We start from the raw sequence: 17,507 nt of genomic DNA, 5'->3' as shown, positions 1-17,507 counted from the left end.
CTCAGTCACCTTGATTGACACGGAAAATGCAAAGCTCGTCCATCAAGGGTGACATGTTGAGGGTGGAAAACTTGTCCGCCATCTCCAGTTCGAAGTCAGGGATGCCCCGGAATTGAAATGCGCGCTGAGCCTTTACTATCGCAGGAGCATCGCACGTTGGGAAATACACTTTAATCGGTGTCGGCTTTATTACTTTCGCCATCCAGCTCTTAAGCTCCAGGCTCGACGCGATGGGTAGCCTGACGATTATCGTCTGGCCGCCGGTAGGCAGATAAAAGCTATCTACGAATTTTTGAAAGCTGGAAATATAGCGTTCTACGAATACGACAACTGTCGTGGCTGTGGTTCTAGCGAAACTGTTAATCTTTCCCAGAACCTCATCGATCGCTTTTGCCTTTTGCACTTCGTAAGTGTCGATGTCGTCGTTCTTATGGATAGCTGAAAAAGCGTTTAGCAGATTAGTCTCCAGCGCAATTTTATTGGCTATGAGGCGAGGCGCAGCAGGTACTTCTGCCGCTTTTTCCTGATCACTCTGAATAGCTGCAAGCTTCAGTTCATTGATCTGACGCAGCAGCTGCTCGTTATGAAGCAACTGCTGTTGCATGGATTTCCGGATCTCGTTGGCGCTGAAGCGGAGGATGTCTTCATTCATCAAAGACGTGATCAGCCCGTTTCGAAGCTTCTCTTTCTCTTTAACGAATTGAGCCTGCTGGGTCTCAACCCGCTCATTCAATTCCACAAGCTTGGTATGGCTCTGGGTCAGTAGCTCGGTAGCATTCGGAGCTGAGCCGGTGAGCAGGTCGGACAGTGGCTTACGCCCCCATGCGTAATCCTTCAGGTCACCATAGTATCTGTTGAACGCTTGGCGAGTGATGCCTACGCGCTCAGAAAGCTCGCTAACCCCCAGCTTTTTGCCGGGGAGTGAATAGTGATGTTCAGAAATGATCTGGACGAGCTTGGCTCGGGTTGCGCTCTCGTTCATGCTATTGCTCTCAAAGGAATTAGGCCTGGGGCATGCTGGTTACGCTCCAAGTTGGTTAGATGGCGTTGATGGGCCTCGATTTTGCGGCGAATTTGCAGCTCCGCTTTCTTCGAGATCGTGTCGATATTGTCCGCGAGGACGGATGTGAAGAACTCGATGTTATCCACGATCGCTTGTCGTGCTTTCGCCAAGACAACCGCGTTTCGACAATCGATCTGGCAATTCTGAGGGTCTGGCATCAGATGACCATCGGAATTAGGCCGACCCTCAAGGCATGGAGGCGGGTTATCGGGCGAGAACAGCTCTCCAGAGACGCAGAAGGTCCCGATGGCCGTGCGACTGATGTAGACAGGCTCGCCAGCTACCAAAAGATGCGAGATATAGACCATGATGCTGACGCGTAGGCGCTTTCCGGTGAACTCATTCGGACGCGTCGCGATTTGCTCAGCAATCCTCTCGGCTGGAGCGCCTGAATAGCTACCGTCGCGCACCGAGGACACAATCTCGTGGAATTCGCTAGCAAAGCTATCCTCAAGCGCTTGGGCTACGCCCATGACTAAATGTGGGTTCCGACTGATATATCGCAGGGTCATTTCATAGCTGTGATGTCCGAATAGCATCCGGATTAGCTCAATGTTGCGTTCATCACGATTGATCAAGATTTCTGCGATCGTCTTCCTGAAGCGATGGCAGTGAATGCGTTCGACCGGTACCTCATCTTTGAGCTGGTTGATAATGCCGTTCAGGATCGCCGGTGTGACCTGGTTGAGTGGTTTCACGCTCTGGTTAGCCTGGAACAGGATCTCACGTTTTCTGAATGGCTCAACATCGCGCAGTTCTTTGAAGGCTTGGACTTTTTCCCCAATAAACTTTGGTAGCGGCAGGTCATCAGCCTCACCATTGTGGGCCGGGTCGTTGGCGGTTTTATACCGTTTGATCCTGATCCAATACTCTCCGGCTTCATCTGCCCAGATGTCGTTCAGGGTCAGGGGAGCCAACTCGGACTTACGCGCGCCAGTGATCAGCGCGATGAGAATAAAAAGTCCATTCCGTACACGGTCCAAGGCAATCGCATAATGCTGAACCCAAGTGTACGCATGACCTGGCCAGCTGTATTTGCCTTTGGTAATAGTCCTGTGGACGACATTGTAATTAAGGATGCGCGTTCCATTTATTTCAATGTTGAAAAATTTCTCGAAGTCGGGAAGCTCTTGATGGCGGAGTATAGTGTACCCCGCAATCTCATCGAACTTGTTTTCTCTGATGTAGTTTCTAGCAGCTTGAAGGTGCGGCATCGCCTCTTCGGTCCAAAAGAGAGCGTAGTTAATAAGGTGTTCAAGTTCATTTTCGGAATAAGGTACCCACCCTTGCATGACTCCAGTGAAAATCTCTCGCACATCACGATGTCGCTCGGTCGTATCAACATTTCGCAAGTCTAAATTCAGACAGATCTCATCCGGAATAAGCTTCTGGATGGATAGTGCACTCCATAGGCGAATGAAAAAGAAAAGTGAAACGTATTTTCGAGTGGTTTCACTATTCTTCGCAGCGTCAAGCGCCTTGTTAAGCATAGGTATCGAAATGAGTGCCAAGTCAGCAGGTGTAGCGGTCAGATGATTAGGCTTAAACAGGAAGTCATCGATCGCCGAATATTCGTAACCTCGGGACTTGGTCGTTCGATATGATTTTACGTTGCCTTGGAACGAAAAATTTGGGATAAGGTAATAGAGTAGGCAGCTTTTAAGGAAATTCGACCCTGGGATTTCTCGATCAAGTTTTACCTTGGGTGCAAAATCGTGCTTTGGTTTGTCGAGTATCCACTCTTGGTCGCAAAAATTGGAGTATTCAGATACAGGGAAATCGCCATTCGGGAATATGGCAAGCTTATTCTTTAGCGAGTCCTTAGCTTGCACTGCGCCTGCTGACGACTCAGTTAGCATATCCTCAAGGGCTGCATCCAAAGCTTCCTCATTATCTGCCTCAAACGCAGCAATGAGTTCGTCGTCGCTAAGTTTAATTGAACTCATTGCGCTTCTTCCTCTTCAAAAATCATCCTCAAAGCTGCCATGTCGCGAGGCAGCAAGCTTTTCTTCTGTCTGCGCTGGAACCGAAGCGCGTCTAAGACTGCATCTTGGTCGTCCCAGCTTTCGAAAAGGAATTCAATGATTTCCTTTTCAATGTTTAGTCGTCTGGTAAAACCAGATTCATCGCGATCGTAAAGATCTTGTTCAATATGACTCAGCCGCTCATGTAGATAGGGCAGGCTGTCAGTTGTGACCCAAACCTTGTCGCAGCCGAGGCATTTTTCGATGGCAAAGCATTTTTGGCCTTCCCTCAGTTGGCGATCAGCACCTGGCCAGCTAGGTGCGGTTTGATCCATGCATCCCCAGAGAGGCGCGGTATGTCCAGGTATGTGGAAAAAGCGCGGGATTACATTGGTCAATTCACTTGCTCGTTTCCCCAACAAACCTTCGAATTTGCGAGCACGCAAGAGATCCATGATTTCTTCAAGAGCAGATCTCAGTTCGAGCCTGCGGCGCTGCATAGCCTCCCCGGAGCTGTCGTAATGAATGTCCGTGGTTCGCTGTTGGGCGTGGCCCATTTGGAGGGAAACAATGCTCAGCGGGTCTGTCCGGCGCTTATGCAGGCTCCACGTAGGCCTGAGGCGGCGGGCGATGTCCTTTGCGGCCACAAACCTCCGACCGTTCTCATAGATCGGGTGCAGGTCGAAGAACTGTTTGGCGGCCGTGTGGTAGGACTTCGGGTAAGAAATCGAACCGTGTCGGCCACCAGTTGACTTGAAGTCTCCCCAAGCCCTCAGGAACAGAAACAGCTTGCTCAGGCTATCTCCATTTTCAAGCGAAGTTTCGACATCGAATTCGTGCCCCACAAGTGGCTCGGAGAGCGCCTTTGCCAGATGAATCAGATTGTAAACTGAGTAAGGATCAGCGGAATCGCTTGTTGCTGGGATCTGCGCAGGATCCTCATAGTTCTTGCCGTTGCTTTGGGATTTATCTTTTTCACCAAACAGCATCCGGAGATTATTGTTCACGGCGCCGGAAAGCACGTGCTCACAATTATCTGGATCAACAGATAGTACGATTTCTTTATTCCACCCTGACTGAATCATCATGAACATGACCAGTGCAGTCATATCGACGCCTGTTGGGTAGTACATAGCCAGCAGCTCATCCCATGAAGTAATTTTATTCATGTCGGCTCTGTTGGCGTGGGTGTATCTGTAGAGAAGAATTTTTACAGAGTTGGTGCATGACTCTGAGAAATTTAGCAGGGCTGATCGGGAGTATTTATCATTAAGCTCATTCAAAGATACTGAGAATGGATAGCCGTCCTCAATAATGGTCTTTAGGGCGCGGAGATCATCTGGTTTCCAAGTAAAAATTCCTACGCCTTCGAAAGGGTCAATGGGCACCTTAAGCAAAAATGGCTTGGCATTAGCTTTGTAAAATTCACGGAAAGGGCGCAATGGCCTATCAAGCTCGGACAAAGCTAGAAGCTCTGCGTCATCACACATGCTCAGCCGATTACGCAACGTGTCACCATGGACCTTGATTTCGCAATCCGTGTTGTATTGGTGCCAACGAAAAATATTCTCCCGGCTATAGCAGGGCTTTGTAGCTGCGCAAAGCTCCTCGTATGTATAAGGCTGTACTGATTCAAGCTTTTTCCGGAGATCCAGCTTTTGATAAAGCTTTTCCGTGTGATTTTGCAAGGCCTTAGTCAGTTGATCGTAAGCTTCGTCAGTGAGCGGCTCGGTGGGCGTATCTTTTTTTGTCTTAACTGGCGGTAGAATTAGCTTTGGTATTTTTCCTGTGTTCTTTGCCACCACTGACAAAGCTGCTCGCAATTTTTCGGCGTAGCTAAGTGGAAGCTCATTGCGATTCAAGTAGCTAACAAAACCCGAGAATACGGACACTGAGATGTCGGTGTACTGACTCAGTCGCAGAGCCTCAGGATTTTTCTGATCGTATGAGGATGCATAGTCAAGCCACGCATTCAGTCCGGAGCGCAGTAAGTAGCCATTCGCGTGAGAGACGGTAGGGCAGTACTGAATAAAGACGTAGTGCAGGGTTTGGCAGAGGTTTTTCTCTTTGGAGAACCCTGGGTGTTCAAGGTAATTGCAAGATATGACCCGGCCCTTGAGGGTCTCTACTTCAGTTGTTGCAAATTCTATTTCCATAGCAAAGCTCTTTCATGGCTGCGGTGAAACCTTGGCCATTGATCGAGCCACGCGTTGTCAACCTTGTGAATAGTTATTTCAGTCTATCATCAAGTGTTGCGTGAAAATCAAGTGTTTTTTTGTTTTGTCTCGTTTTTGGCTGAATACTGATCGGTTCCAAGGGGTGCATCTTCCGATGCGTGCGGAACTTAATATCGCTTTGCTTTTGCTAGTGTCAATCACATTGTCGTAGCAAGAGCGTCTGAAGGAAGGCTTAGTTGGGATTTGGTTGGGGCTGCTTGGTTGTCATTGTTTAGAGAACTGCGTGATTGGTAATCACAAGTGATCGGGAACAGTTTAAGACAAGGGGGGTAGCGCGAACAGGCGAATTGAAGGTGGCCTAGCGAGGACGATGCATAGATCAGGGCTTGGCAAAGCTTGATCGCTTGCAAGCCCTGATTGGCGTTGGATTGTGAGGCATGATCGGCGGCGTGGTATCTGCTTTCTCCGTTGCTCGCATCAGCGCTTAGGCAAACTACTGAGTGAAGACGCCTGTGCGGGCCAATGTTTCGAGCCAGGCGTGGTCGACTTTTGCTTGAAGCTCTTCCAGGGTGGCATCATTCACTATCAGGAGATCAAGAGGCTTTTGCTGAACCCCTTCCTCGGAGGAGTGAGAGGCTACTTTCAAAGCATCCTTCCTTTGGATGTGCCAGATAACTCCGTGATGAGAACGCCAGAAGTCAGCCTCATTTTCATACCTGATATCTTTGATAATGAATACAGACTTACCTTCTAAACTCAGCTGTTTGGTTTCAAGCGGTCCCACCGGGCGTTTGGCTCTGACATCCGTGTAGTTTGGAAAATATTGGAGGGTAAGGTTTTTAATCAGCTTGAATGCTTCGTTAGGTGTGATGGACCAGTATTGGTCCACTGCACCTTGCTCGGAGGGCTCCCAGGTCTGGGCGTTCGTGAAGCCGAAGAAAGCCTGCGTGGTGAGACGAATTGGCGCTTCCGGGTGGGAGAGGTGCTCGTCGGTGGGGGGAGGGGTGAGGTCGGTGTGCGGATGGTTCAATTGCTTATCCGCGCGCATAAGCCAGTGCTCTGGGTTATGATGCCGCATCCACTCGGTGCCCAGCATCTGGAACATCAGGCGGGGTGAAAGAGACCACAGGTCGATGACCTCTTCCTTTATAGCATCGCTCCAGGCTTCATCATGGCTAAGGCCGAACAGCGCTTGGCAGCCGGATTTCAAAGGGTCAGCGAGAGCGAAGGCAGCGACGTTTTCATGCTTGAGCAGCATCGAAGCAACTGTGTCTTTACCGCTCCGCGCCAACGCAGCCAAACCAATGATGGTTCTCATACCCGCTCCAAATGCCTGTATTCTCTAGGTTTTATGACCTTTTTTCTATGTTTACATTTTCAGGCACGGACATACAATTGAGTCATGTTTACATTTAGTTCAGACGTAAAACAAGATGCCACCTACGCCTACCAAGGCGGTGGGCGTGGCCTGCCGGTGGAGCGCATCGCCATTCTGGAAAACTTCGTTCAGGGCGAGCTACGTCCGGACCTGACCCTGGTCTTCGATCTGCCGATTGAGGTCGGCTTGGCACGCGCTGCTGCGCGCGGTCGCCTGGACCGCTTCGAGCAAGAGGGCCAAGCGTTCTTCGAAGCGGTGCGTCAGGCCTATCTTGAGCGCGCCAAAGGTGAGCCACAGCGTTACAGCATTGTCGATGCTGGCCAGTCCCTGGACGCCGTGCAGCGGGCCATCGACGGTTTGCTGCCGCGCATCCTGGAGCGTTGCCGTGGCTGAGGCCTACCCCTGGCAGCAGTCGATCTGGCAGCAGTTGGCCGGTCGTAGCCAGCACGCCCATGCCTATCTGCTGCATGGGCCGCAAGGTATTGGCAAACGCGCCCTGGCCGAGCGGCTGATGGCGCGTTTGCTGTGCCAGCAACCGCAGGGGCTTGATGCCTGTGGCCAGTGCAAGTCGTGCCTGCTGCTCAAGGCCGGTAGCCACCCGGACAACTTCATCCTCGAGCCGGAAGAGGCCGACAAGCCGATCAAGGTTGATCAGGTCCGTGAGTTGGTGGCGTTCGTGGTGCAAACGGCGCAGCTGGGCGGGCGCAAGGTGATCTTGATCGAGCCGGTGGAGGCGATGAATATCAACGCCTCCAACGCTTTGCTGAAAAGCCTGGAAGAGCCCTCTGGCGATACCGTGTTGCTGCTGGTCAGCCACCAACCCAGTCGCTTGTTGCCAACTATCAAGAGCCGCTGCCAGCAGGTCACCTGCCCGCAACCAAGCCTGGCCCAGAGCCAGGCCTGGCTGGCCGGCGCTCTGCCTGGCAGTGACGAGACCGAGCGCGAAGAGCTGCTGACCCTGGCGGCCGGTTCACCGCTGATGGCGGTCAGCCTACAGGCGCAGGGTGTACGCGATCAGCGTGCACTGGTCACTGATGGGGTAAAGAAGCTGCTCAAGCAGCAACAGTCCCCCAGCCAGCTGGCCGAGGCGTGGAACACCGTGCCGCTGCTGCAACTGTTCGACTGGTTCTTCGATTGGTCGCAGTTGATCCTGCGTTATCAATTGACCCAGGACGAGGAGGGGTTAGGCTTGGCTGATATGCGCAAGGTGGTGCAGTACCTGGCGCAGAAGAGCCGGCAGGGCAAGGTCCTGGAGGTCCAGGCGTGGATCCTTGAACAGCGCCAGAAGGTGCTGGGCAAGGCCAACCTCAATCGTGTGCTGTTGCTGGAAGCCTTGCTGGCCCATTGGGTCCAATTGCCCGGCGCCCGGTAATTTTTCTTAGATTTCTTTTTGTGTGTCGTGCTCCCATGCTCGTAGATTCCCATTGCCACCTCGACCGTCTTGACCTCAGCGCCCATCAGGGCTCGCTCGATGCCGCCCTGCAAGCTGCCCGTGAGCGCGGCGTGGGCCACTTTCTGTGCATTGGTGTCAGCGCTGATAACGCTGGGGCAGTGAAGGCGCTCAGTGAGCAATATGCCGACGTCGATTGTTCGGTGGGAATCCATCCGCTCGATCTGGCGCCGGGCGAGACGCCTGCGCTTGACTGGTTGCTCAAGGAGCTGGCGCACCCGCACGTAGTGGCGATCGGCGAAACTGGCCTGGATTATCACTACGAGCCTGAGGCCGCTGAGTTGCAGCAGGCGTCTTTCCGCCTGCACCTGGAAGCGTCGCGCCAGACCGGCAAGCCGGTGATCGTCCACACCCGCGCGGCACGGGCTGACACCTTGGCATTGCTGCGCGAGGTCAATCTGCCGCAAGCCGGCGTGCTGCACTGCTTCACCGAAGACTGGGAGATGGCCAAGGCCGCGTTGGACCTGGGTTACTACATCTCGTTGTCCGGCATCGTCACCTTCCGCAATGCCGATGCCCTGCGTGAGGTGGCTCGCCAGGTGCCGGCTGATCGTCTGCTGGTGGAAACCGATTCGCCCTATCTGGCGCCGATTCCCCACCGCGGCAAGCCGAATCTGCCACAGTACGTGCGTGAAGTGGCTGAGTACATCGCCTCGCTGCGCGGTGTCAGCTATGAGCAGTTGGCTGAGCAGACCACGGGCAACTTCAAGCGGTTGTTCCCGTTAGCCCGGGTTGCGTGATTCCTGCGGCCGTTATCGCGGGTCGAGCGGTTATCGCTAACCCTGTAGGAGCGGGCTTGCCTGCGATGAGGCCAGACCAAACACTGCACAGCAGCACCTGCCCATCCTCCCTTTAAACAGCCCAAAAAAAACCCGGGTTCTGGGGGGGGAATCCGGGTTAAGACCATTAGGAGTAAAACAAAGGTACGCGGTCCCTGAGCACCTTTATCGGCGCGCCACTTGGGGGGATGCGCCGCGCCAACACTTCAAGTATTGGTCAGGTTTGGCGCAGTGCCAGCGACAGCTGGTCGTTTTTTAAACAGATTTGGAATACGTGCGGGATCCATAGCGCATTCAGTGCATGGCAATTCGCCGAATATGTCGAAGTGTTTCGTCGATGATCCACTCTGAGGTGTAGAAGTGCGGTGATAAGCGCACACCGCCGCCGCGTTTTGCACAGATCACGCGTTGCTCGCTCAGCTGCTGGAACACCCAGCCACTGTCATGCCCGTCAATAGCGAACGTCACGATGCCGCCCCGGCGTCCTGGCTCACGCGGGCTAAGCAACATTACCCCTGGGATAGCCGAAAGCCCCTCGAGCAATTGCTCGATGCGCCGCTGTAGCTGCTGTGCAACGCTGTCCATGCCCACTTCCTCAAGCAGCGACAGGCTAGCGTCCAGCGCACAGGCACCGAGCATGTTCGGGCTGCCGCACTCGAACCGGCGTGCGCTGCGGGCAATTTGCCAGTGTTCACGCTCGAAATCGCCTAGATGTTCCAGCATGTGCCAGCCATAGGCGTGCAGCTTGAGGCGTGGTCGCAGCGCCGCGCGGCAGTAGAACACCCCGAGCCCCTCAGGCCCGAGCATCCATTTATGGCCATCAGCCATGGCAAAGTCGCATTGATAATGCTGCACATCGAAGGGCAGGGCGCCGATCTGCTGGATGGCATCGACGCAGAACAGCACGCCACGTAGCTGGCAGGCCTGTCCCAGGCGGGCCAAGTCCAGGCGCAAGCCGCTGGCGAACTGTACCGCGCTGACCGCCAGCAGGCGGGTGTGCTCAGTGCAAGCGGCCAGCAGCGCCGTTTCTGGCTCGTCGCCAGCGAGGCTTACCTGAATCACCTGCACGCCCTGATCGGCCAGGGCTTGCCAGACGATTCGGTTGGAAGGGAACTCTTCGTCGCTGATCACCACCTGATCGCCCACCTGCCAGTCGAGGCCGAATGCCACCAGCGAGAGCGCCTCGGAAGTATTCTTCACCAGCGCGATATCGCCTGAGCTTGGGGCATTGATCATCCGCGCCAGGCGCTGGCGCAAGCGCCGCTCGGTAGCCAGCCACTGCGGGTACTCGCTGGCCCCTAGGCAAACGTTGTCGTGGGCGAAGCGCGCCACCGCATCGGCACTACGTCTAGGCCACGGCGCCACGGCAGCATGGTTCAGATAGCACAGGCCCGGGGCCTGCTCGAACTCATCGTGAAACATAGACATGGTTGGATGATCCGTGCAATTTCCTGCAAGTTAGGCATAATAATCGGCTTCGATTGTCAACCAGTCCTTCCTATGCAGAAAGAACCTCGTAAGGTCCGTGAGTTTCGCCGCCGCGAACAAGAGATCCTCGATACCGCCCTCAGGCTGTTCCTCGAACAGGGTGAAGACAGCGTCACCGTCGAGATGATCGCCGACGCCGTGGGTATCGGCAAAGGCACGATCTACAAACACTTCAAATCCAAGGCAGAGATCTACCTGCGCCTGATGCTCGATTACGAGCGCGATTTGAACGGCTTGTTGCATTCGGCCGATGTCGACCGCGACAAAGAGGCCCTGTCGCGTGCCTATTTCGAGTTTCGCATGCGTGATCCGCAGCGCTACCGTTTGTTCGACCGTCTGGAAGAAAAGGTGGTCAAGGGCAACCAGGTGCCGGAAATGGTCGAGGAGTTGCACCGCATCCGCGCGTCCAACTTCGACCGCCTGACCCAGCTGATCAAGGGCCGCATCAGCGAAGGCAAGCTTGAAGACGTACCGCCGTACTTCCATTACTGCGCCGCCTGGGCCTTGGTCCACGGCGCCGTGGCGCTGTATCACTCGCCGTTCTGGAGCAATGTCCTGGAAGATCAGGAAGGCTTCTTCCAGTTCCTGATGGACATCGGTGTGCGGATGGGCAACAAGCGTAAGCGCGACCCAGAACCGGCCAGCTGAAGGCCTTTGCCGGCATCCGTCCGGCGCGCTCCGATAGGGAGGCTTGCAAAAACCTGATTTATGAGTCAGGTTTTGCACGCCCCATTCTTCCATGTCGGAGTCATCCATGATCGTCGATCGTCAAGGCAGGCGCTTTCGCAACCTGCGGGTCAGTCTTACGGCTGCCTGCAATTACGCCTGTACCTATTGCGTGCCCGACGGCAAGCGCCTGGTGGCGGCGCAGGATGAGCTTAGCGGCCAGGCACTGGCCCGAGGCGTGGCCTATCTGGTCGAGGCGGCAGGCATCGAGCGGCTGCGCATCACCGGCGGTGAACCGCTGATCAGCCCGAGGCTGGAAGCCTTCCTGGATTCACTGGCAGGGCTCGGCCTGCAGGATGTCTCTCTGACCACCAATGGTCAGCTGCTTGCGCGCAAGTTGCCGCTGCTGCGCGCGGCGGGTATCCGCCGCTTGAACGTCTCCCTCGACACCCTGGATGCTGGCGCTTTCCGCCAGATTGCCCGTGGCGGTGATCTGGCCAGTGTTCTCGATGGCATGGCCCAGGCGCGTGCGGCGGGCATGAGCATCAAGGTCAACATGGTGCCCATGCGCGGGCAGAACCTGGATCAGGTGCTGCCGTTGCTCGAATACTGCCTGGCTCAGGGTTACGAGCTGCGTTTCATCGAGCTGATGCGTATGGGGCACCTGGCGCGTGACGGCAATGCCTTCTTGCAGCAGTTTGTCAGTCTGGAGCAGCTGCTGGCGCTGATTGGCCAGGCCTATGGCTACCAGCAGGCCAGTGCCGCCCTGGATGCCACTGCCTTGCGCTACCAGATCCCGGGCAGGGGCCATTTTGGAGTGATCGCCAACGAGAGCGTGCCGTTCTGCCGTACCTGCTCGCGCCTGCGCTTGTCCTCCACTGGCTGGCTGCATGGCTGCCTGTCCTCGGGCAATCGTCATTTCATCGGCGATCTGCTCGACAAGCCGCGCCATCAAGCGCTGCCGGCCCTGCAGCGCTTGCTGGTCAAGGCCCTGGCAGACAAGCAGGACATGGCGTTTTCCGGGGGTGTGACGGTGATGAAGGTGATCGGCGGCTGACTCTGGCGCAAAAGCTGCATCTGGCGGCTATTCGCCGGTTTTTCGTCACCGGTTTCTGGAGGAAAGATGCGTAGCCTGGTCTTGCTGCTGGCGCTGATGGCGTTGGGCGGCTGCATGAATGTCAGCGATATGGGCGAAGGTGTCCGTTATCACATGAGCGATGCGGGGTTGCTCGATCACAGTGATACCCAGCGGAACCTGTCGATTCGTTTGCAGCCCGACTCATTCATCTTCATTGGCCAGGGCGCATTCGTGCCACCCGGCAAGGGCCCAGTGCCAGGGCAGAATGTGGTGGCCGAAGAGGCCTTCAAGAGCTTCGTCGAATACTTCCCGCTGGTGCGTCGCGCCCAAGGCCCACTTGGCTTGGAAGAGGCGATTGCCGAGGCGCGCTCGGTGGGCGCGCACTATGTGTTGTACACCCGCTTCGCTCGCACCGATGACCGCATTGGCAATGGCGATCAATGGTATGACGAGCAGGCAGTGGATCGCCTGGGTTGGGATACCGGCGTGGTCCAGCTGATGTTGATCGAGACCAGCACTCGCTATCTGGTCGACACTGCCCGCATCAAGAGCCGTGGCGGTTTGTTGACGTTCCACGACAACGCCCCACAGGATTTGCTCGCCGCCCCCATGCGCGAGTACGCTCGTAGTCTGTTAGGCATGAGCCGCTGATAGGAGAGGGTGATGACCGATTCCGCCAAGGCCAATGATCTGCTGGCGCAGATCCCCAAGGCGAAAGGACCGGCGCCGGTGCATCTATGGAATCCGGATTTCTGCGGCGATATCGACATGCGCATCGCCCGTGATGGCACTTGGTACTACCAAGGCACCCCGATCGGCCGCAAACCCATGGTGCGCTTGTTCTCCACCATCATTCGCCGCGATGGCGACGCCTACTTCCTGGTAACGCCAGTGGAGAAGGTGGGCATCCAGGTGGATGACGCACCGTTCGTTGCAGTGACACTGGAGGTGCTGGGCAGTGGCGAGCAGCAGGTGCTGCGCTTTACCAGCAACGTTGACGACCAGGCCGAGGCGGGTGTCGATCATCCGCTGCGGGTGCAGGTCGATCCTGCGACCCAGGAGCCATCGCCCTACATTCTCATGCGCACCAACCTCGAAGCGCTGATTCACCGCAATGTGTTCTATCAGTTGGTGGAGCTGGCGGTGCCGGGTGAAATCGATGGCCAAGAGTGGCTTGGGGTATGGAGCCACGGCCAGTTTTACCCCATTGGGCGTGTTGACTGATATCGACGTGTTTCACTGGCGGCCTCCCGTTTTTTCTCTGAATTGGCCATTTGCCGTCGCACTCCCTGGGCATAACCTGCAGGCAGTTGCCCACTCAGGAGATGCCCCGATGAAACCCGCGCACCCGTCGCTCGCCTTGCTCATGGCTATAGGCCTGGTTACCTCGCAACCTGCCGCCTGGGCTCATGGCGAGCGCCATGACCAGGTCAAGGTCCTGCAAGAACAACTGCCGACAAACGCCCCTGGTAAGAAAGCGGTGATGCTTACCGTCAGCTACGCCCCAGGCGAGGCCTCGCCTGCGCACCAGCATCCGGGCGCAGTCATGGCCTACGTGTTGGAGGGCGCGGTGGTGTCCAAGCTGAACGATGAGCAGGAAAAAACCTACAAGGCGGGGCAATACTGGTACGAAGCGCCAGGGACCGTGCACAGCGTTTCGCGCAATGCCAGTGCGAGCCTGCCGGCCAAGCTGCTGGTGTGGAGCCTGGTCGATCAAGGCAAGCCCGTCACCGAGCCGCTGAAGTAATCCAAGCCCGCGACAGAAATGAAAAAACCTCCAGTGCTTGCGCATCTGGAGGTTTTCAATGTTTGGCTCCGCGACCTGGACTCGAACCAGGGACCCAATGATTAACAGTCATTTGCTCTACCGACTGAGCTATCGCGGAATCTGCGGCTATCTTACTGATTGGAAAGGGGAAGTCAAGCCTGTTCCCCCTTAACAATCAAGCAGTTACAGCACTTCTACGATGGCCTTGGTGACCACGTGAATATTGCTCTGGTTCAGCGCGGCCACGCAGATGCGGCCAGTATCCAAAGCATAGATGCCGAACTGATCCTTCAGGCGCGCTACCTGCTCGGCGGTCAGGCCCGAGTAGGAGAACATGCCGCGCTGGCGACCGACAAAGCTGAAGTCGGTTTTCGCGCCGTACTGGCTTAGCAACTCGACCATCTGCTTGCGCATGCCGTGGATGCGCTCGCGCATTTCGCCCAGCTCCGCTTCCCACATCTGACGCAGCTCAGGGCTGTTCAGCACGGTGGCAACGATGGTCGCGCCGTGGGTTGGCGGGTTGGAGTAGGTGGTGCGGATCACCCGCTTGACCTGCGACAGCACGCGGCTGCTTTCGTCTTTCGACGCGGTGACGATCGACAGCGCACCGACGCGTTCGCCATACAGCGAGAACGACTTGGAGAACGAGCTGGAAACGAAGAAGTCCAGGCCGGATTCGGCGAACAGGCGCACGGCGAAGGCGTCTTCGGCGATGCCATCACCAAAGCCCTGGTAGGCCATGTCGAGGAATGGCACGTGACCTTTGGCCTTGACCACTTCCAGGACGTTTTTCCAGTCGTCCAGGCTCAGGTCGACGCCAGTCGGGTTATGGCAGCACGCGTGCAGGACGATGATCGAACCCGCTGGCAGGTTGTTCAGGTCTTCGAGCATGCCGGCGCGGTTGACGTCGTGGCTTGGCGCATCGTAGTAGCGGTAGTTCTGCACTGGGAAGCCAGCGGTCTCGAACAGCGCGCGATGGTTCTCCCAGCTTGGATCGCTGATGGCGACGACGGCGTTGGGCGACAGGCGCTTGAGGAAGTCGGCGCCAATCTTCAGAGCACCGGTACCGCCCACTGCCTGCACGGTCACTACACGGCCTGCGGCCAGCAGCGGCGACTCGGCGCCGAATAGCAGTTTCTGCACGGCCTGGTCGTAGGTGGCGATACCGTCGATCGGCAAGTAGCCGCGCGAGGCATGCTGGGCGGCACGCTGGGTTTCGGCTTCGATTACCGCGCGCAGCAGCGGGATACGGCCTTCCTCATTGCTGTAAACGCCCACCCCCAGGTTGACCTTGTCGGTACGTGGGTCGGTGTTGAAAGCTTCGTTGAGGCCCAGGATAGGGTCGCGGGGTGCCAGCTCGACAGCGGAAAACAGGCTCATTGTTACCTTGGCTCTGAATGGAGTGTGATAGGACGCGCACGCTCCAGCCGAATGCACTGAAGCGGTGCACAAACGGGGAGTCAGTATAGTGATACCCATCGGTCACTGCGACAGTCTGGCGCAGCTTTTCCGGCGTTTTTGCCGAATTTTTTTCAACCATTGGTCGAATTGCCAGGTCCACTGACACATACACTCACTCAGCTAACCTGAAAGCGATCCTGAAAGGGCTCATTTCAGTATAGACTACTGGCTATATTTACAGTTGCTCGAGGTCAGACATGTCCGAGTTCCAGCTCGTCACCCGTTTCCAGCCGGCCGGCGACCAGCCCGAGGCCATTCGCCTGATGGTCGAGGGCATCGAGGCCGGGCTATCGCACCAGACCCTGCTGGGTGTGACCGGCTCGGGCAAGACCTTCAGCGTGGCCAACGTCATTGCGCAGGTGCAGCGCCCGACGCTGGTGCTGGCGCCGAACAAGACCCTGGCCGCCCAGTTGTATGGCGAGTTCAAGGCGTTTTTCCCGAATAACGCAGTCGAGTACTTCGTCTCCTATTACGACTACTACCAGCCCGAAGCCTACGTACCGTCGTCGGATACCTTCATCGAGAAGGACGCCTCGATCAACGACCACATCGAGCAGATGCGCCTGTCGGCGACCAAGGCGCTGCTCGAGCGGCGTGACGCGATTATCGTTACTACGGTGTCCTGCATCTATGGTCTGGGTAGCCCCGAGACCTACCTGAAAATGGTCCTGCACATCGATCGCGGCGACAAGCTCGATCAGCGTGCGCTGCTGCGACGCCTGGCTGACCTGCAGTACACCCGCAACGAAATGGACTTTGCCCGGGCCACTTTCCGCGTGCGTGGCGATGTGATCGACGTATTCCCGGCCGAATCTGACCTGGAGGCGATCCGCATCGAGTTGTTCGATGACGAGGTAGAGAACATTGCCGCCTTCGATCCATTGACCGGCGAGGTGATCCGCAAGCTGCCGCGTTTCACCTTCTACCCCAAGAGCCACTACGTCACCCCGCGCGAAACCCTGCTCGAGGCGGTCGAGGGCATCAAGGAGGAGCTCAAGGAGCGCCTTGAGTACCTGCACAAGGCCAACAAGCTGGTCGAAGCCCAGCGCCTGGAGCAGCGTACTCGTTTCGACCTGGAGATGATCCTTGAGCTGGGCTACTGCAACGGCATCGAGAACTACTCGCGCTACCTGTCCGGACGTCCGGCCGGCGCGCCGCCGCCGACCCTGTATGACTACCTGCCCGCTGACGCCTTGCTGGTGATCGACGAGTCCCACGTCAGCGTTCCCCAGGTCGGCGCCATGTACAAGGGTGACCGCTCGCGCAAGGAAACCCTGGTGGAATATGGCTTTCGCCTGCCGTCGGCGCTGGATAACCGGCCGATGCGTTTCGATGAGTGGGAATCGGTCAGTCCGCAGACCATCTTCGTCTCGGCCACCCCAGGCCCGTACGAGGCCGAACACGCCGGCCGGGTAGTCGAGCAGGTGGTGCGCCCGACTGGCCTGGTCGATCCACTGGTCGAGGTGCGTCCGGCGCTGACCCAGGTCGATGACCTGCTGTCGGAAATCGGCAAGCGGGTCGCGGCGGGTGAGCGTGTGCTGGCAACCACCCTGACCAAGCGCATGGCCGAAGACTTGAGCGATTACCTGGCCGATCACGACGTGCGCGTGCGCTACCTGCACTCGGATATCGACACGGTCGAGCGGGTCGAGATTATCCGCGACCTGCGCTTGGGCACCTTCGATGTTCTGGTGGGGATCAACCTGCTGCGTGAAGGCCTGGACATGCCGGAAGTGTCGCTGGTGGCCATCCTCGATGCCGACAAGGAAGGCTTCCTGCGCTCCGAGCGTTCGCTGATCCAGACCATTGGCCGCGCCGCACGTAACCTCAACGGCAAGGCGATCCTGTATGCCGACAACATGACCGGTTCGATGCAGCGTGCCATCGACGAGACCGAGCGCCGCCGGGCCAAGCAGATCGCCTTCAACGAAGCCAACGGCATCGTGCCCAAAGGCGTGGTCAAGGATGTCGCCGACATCATGGAGGGCGCCAACATCCCGGGTGGGCGCAGCAAGAAGCGCAAAGGCATGGCCAAGGCGGCCGAGGAGAGCGCCCGCTACGAGGCCGAACTGCGTACCCCTGGCGAGATCACCAAGCGTATCAAGCAGCTGGAAGAGAAGATGTTCCAGCTTGCCCGCGACCTGGAGTTCGAGGCCGCCGCGCAATTGCGCGACGAAATCACCCAGCTGCGTGAGCGCTTGATTACCAGCTGACCGGCAAGCGACACGCTCCTGT

General features: G+C 56.8%; 14 protein-coding genes, 1 tRNA gene and 1 pseudogene. 9 read left to right on the top strand and 7 right to left on the bottom strand.

The window, feature by feature from the left end:
* Window position 1: 1 nt before the first annotated feature.
* The 4 genes from HU737_RS14700 to HU737_RS14685 all read right to left on the bottom strand — a co-directional run bounded on the left by HU737_RS14700 (window position 2) and on the right by HU737_RS14685 (window position 6,522).
* Window positions 2–982, bottom strand: a complete 981-nt coding sequence (locus HU737_RS14700; protein ID WP_186556878.1) for a hypothetical protein — start codon at window positions 980–982, stop codon at window positions 2–4.
* Window positions 979–3,009: a tyrosine-type recombinase/integrase gene (locus tag HU737_RS14695; RefSeq protein ID WP_186556876.1), complete on the bottom strand. Its 2,031-nt coding sequence runs from the start codon at window positions 3,007–3,009 to the stop codon at window positions 979–981. Before HU737_RS14695 ends, HU737_RS14700 begins: the two co-directional genes overlap by 4 nt.
* Complete coding sequence (locus tag HU737_RS14690) at window positions 3,006–5,183, bottom strand: hypothetical protein (protein ID WP_186556875.1); 2,178 nt, start codon at window positions 5,181–5,183, stop codon at window positions 3,006–3,008. The genes HU737_RS14695 and HU737_RS14690 overlap by 4 nt, the downstream gene beginning before the upstream one ends.
* 514 nt (window positions 5,184–5,697) lie before the next feature.
* A complete protein-coding gene (locus HU737_RS14685) occupies window positions 5,698–6,522 on the bottom strand; it encodes a deoxynucleotide monophosphate kinase family protein (RefSeq protein WP_225915614.1) in 825 nt (274 codons plus the stop codon).
* Between the two features lie 114 nt (window positions 6,523–6,636).
* On the opposite strand from HU737_RS14685, the pseudogene HU737_RS14680 reads away from it, so the two are divergent.
* The 3 genes and pseudogenes from HU737_RS14680 to HU737_RS14670 all read left to right on the top strand — a co-directional run.
* Window positions 6,637–6,975 (top strand): annotated as a pseudogene (locus HU737_RS14680) (dTMP kinase); the annotation flags it as partial.
* Window positions 6,968–7,954: a DNA polymerase III subunit delta' gene (locus HU737_RS14675; protein ID WP_186556871.1), complete on the top strand. Its 987-nt coding sequence runs from the start codon at window positions 6,968–6,970 to the stop codon at window positions 7,952–7,954. The pseudogene HU737_RS14680 and the gene HU737_RS14675, both read left to right, overlap by 8 nt.
* Before the next feature lie 35 nt (window positions 7,955–7,989).
* Window positions 7,990–8,772 (top strand): TatD family hydrolase, encoded by a 783-nt coding sequence (locus HU737_RS14670; protein WP_186556869.1) that lies wholly within the window; start codon window positions 7,990–7,992, stop codon window positions 8,770–8,772.
* 333 nt (window positions 8,773–9,105) lie between these two features.
* Here HU737_RS14670 and HU737_RS14665 read toward each other — a convergent pair whose 3' ends face one another.
* Window positions 9,106–10,239, bottom strand: coding sequence for an aminotransferase class V-fold PLP-dependent enzyme (locus tag HU737_RS14665; RefSeq protein ID WP_186556867.1), 1,134 nt, complete (start codon window positions 10,237–10,239; stop codon window positions 9,106–9,108).
* Window positions 10,240–10,311: 72 nt separating this feature from the next.
* On the opposite strand from HU737_RS14665, the gene HU737_RS14660 reads away from it, so the two are divergent.
* The 5 genes from HU737_RS14660 (at window position 10,312) to HU737_RS14640 (ending at window position 13,790) form a co-directional block, all read left to right on the top strand.
* Window positions 10,312–10,947, top strand: coding sequence for a TetR/AcrR family transcriptional regulator (locus tag HU737_RS14660; RefSeq protein ID WP_186556865.1), 636 nt, complete (start codon window positions 10,312–10,314; stop codon window positions 10,945–10,947).
* Window positions 10,948–11,053: 106 nt separating this feature from the next.
* Window positions 11,054–12,022: a GTP 3',8-cyclase MoaA gene (locus HU737_RS14655; protein ID WP_186556863.1), complete on the top strand. Its 969-nt coding sequence runs from the start codon at window positions 11,054–11,056 to the stop codon at window positions 12,020–12,022.
* 66 nt (window positions 12,023–12,088) lie between these two features.
* Window positions 12,089–12,694: a DUF4823 domain-containing protein gene (locus tag HU737_RS14650; protein WP_186556859.1), complete on the top strand. Its 606-nt coding sequence runs from the start codon at window positions 12,089–12,091 to the stop codon at window positions 12,692–12,694.
* A gap of 12 nt (window positions 12,695–12,706) precedes the next feature.
* The gene (locus HU737_RS14645; protein WP_186556858.1) at window positions 12,707–13,267 is read left to right on the top strand and encodes a DUF1285 domain-containing protein; all 561 of its coding nucleotides are present in this window, start codon (window positions 12,707–12,709) and stop codon (window positions 13,265–13,267) included.
* Between the two features lie 109 nt (window positions 13,268–13,376).
* A complete protein-coding gene (locus tag HU737_RS14640) occupies window positions 13,377–13,790 on the top strand; it encodes a cupin domain-containing protein (protein ID WP_186556856.1) in 414 nt (137 codons plus the stop codon).
* Window positions 13,791–13,853: 63 nt separating this feature from the next.
* Here the strand turns inward: HU737_RS14640 and HU737_RS14635 are convergent.
* Window positions 13,854–13,929 (bottom strand) — tRNA-Asn (locus HU737_RS14635).
* Between the two features lie 65 nt (window positions 13,930–13,994).
* Window positions 13,995–15,191 (bottom strand): amino acid aminotransferase, encoded by a 1,197-nt coding sequence (locus HU737_RS14630; protein ID WP_186556855.1) that lies wholly within the window; start codon window positions 15,189–15,191, stop codon window positions 13,995–13,997.
* Window positions 15,192–15,469: 278 nt separating this feature from the next.
* Here HU737_RS14630 and uvrB point away from each other — a divergent pair, with 278 nt between their 5' ends.
* Entirely contained in the window at window positions 15,470–17,485 is a 2,016-nt protein-coding gene (gene uvrB, locus HU737_RS14625) for an excinuclease ABC subunit UvrB (RefSeq protein WP_186556854.1), read from the top strand.
* Window positions 17,486–17,507 lie beyond the last annotated feature (22 nt).

The organism is Pseudomonas urmiensis (genome assembly GCF_014268815.2).
GTDB classification, from domain to species: domain Bacteria; phylum Pseudomonadota; class Gammaproteobacteria; order Pseudomonadales; family Pseudomonadaceae; genus Aquipseudomonas; species Aquipseudomonas urmiensis.
Note: the sequence above shows the minus strand (reverse complement) of the source record. Positions and strands in the feature narration are given on the sequence as shown.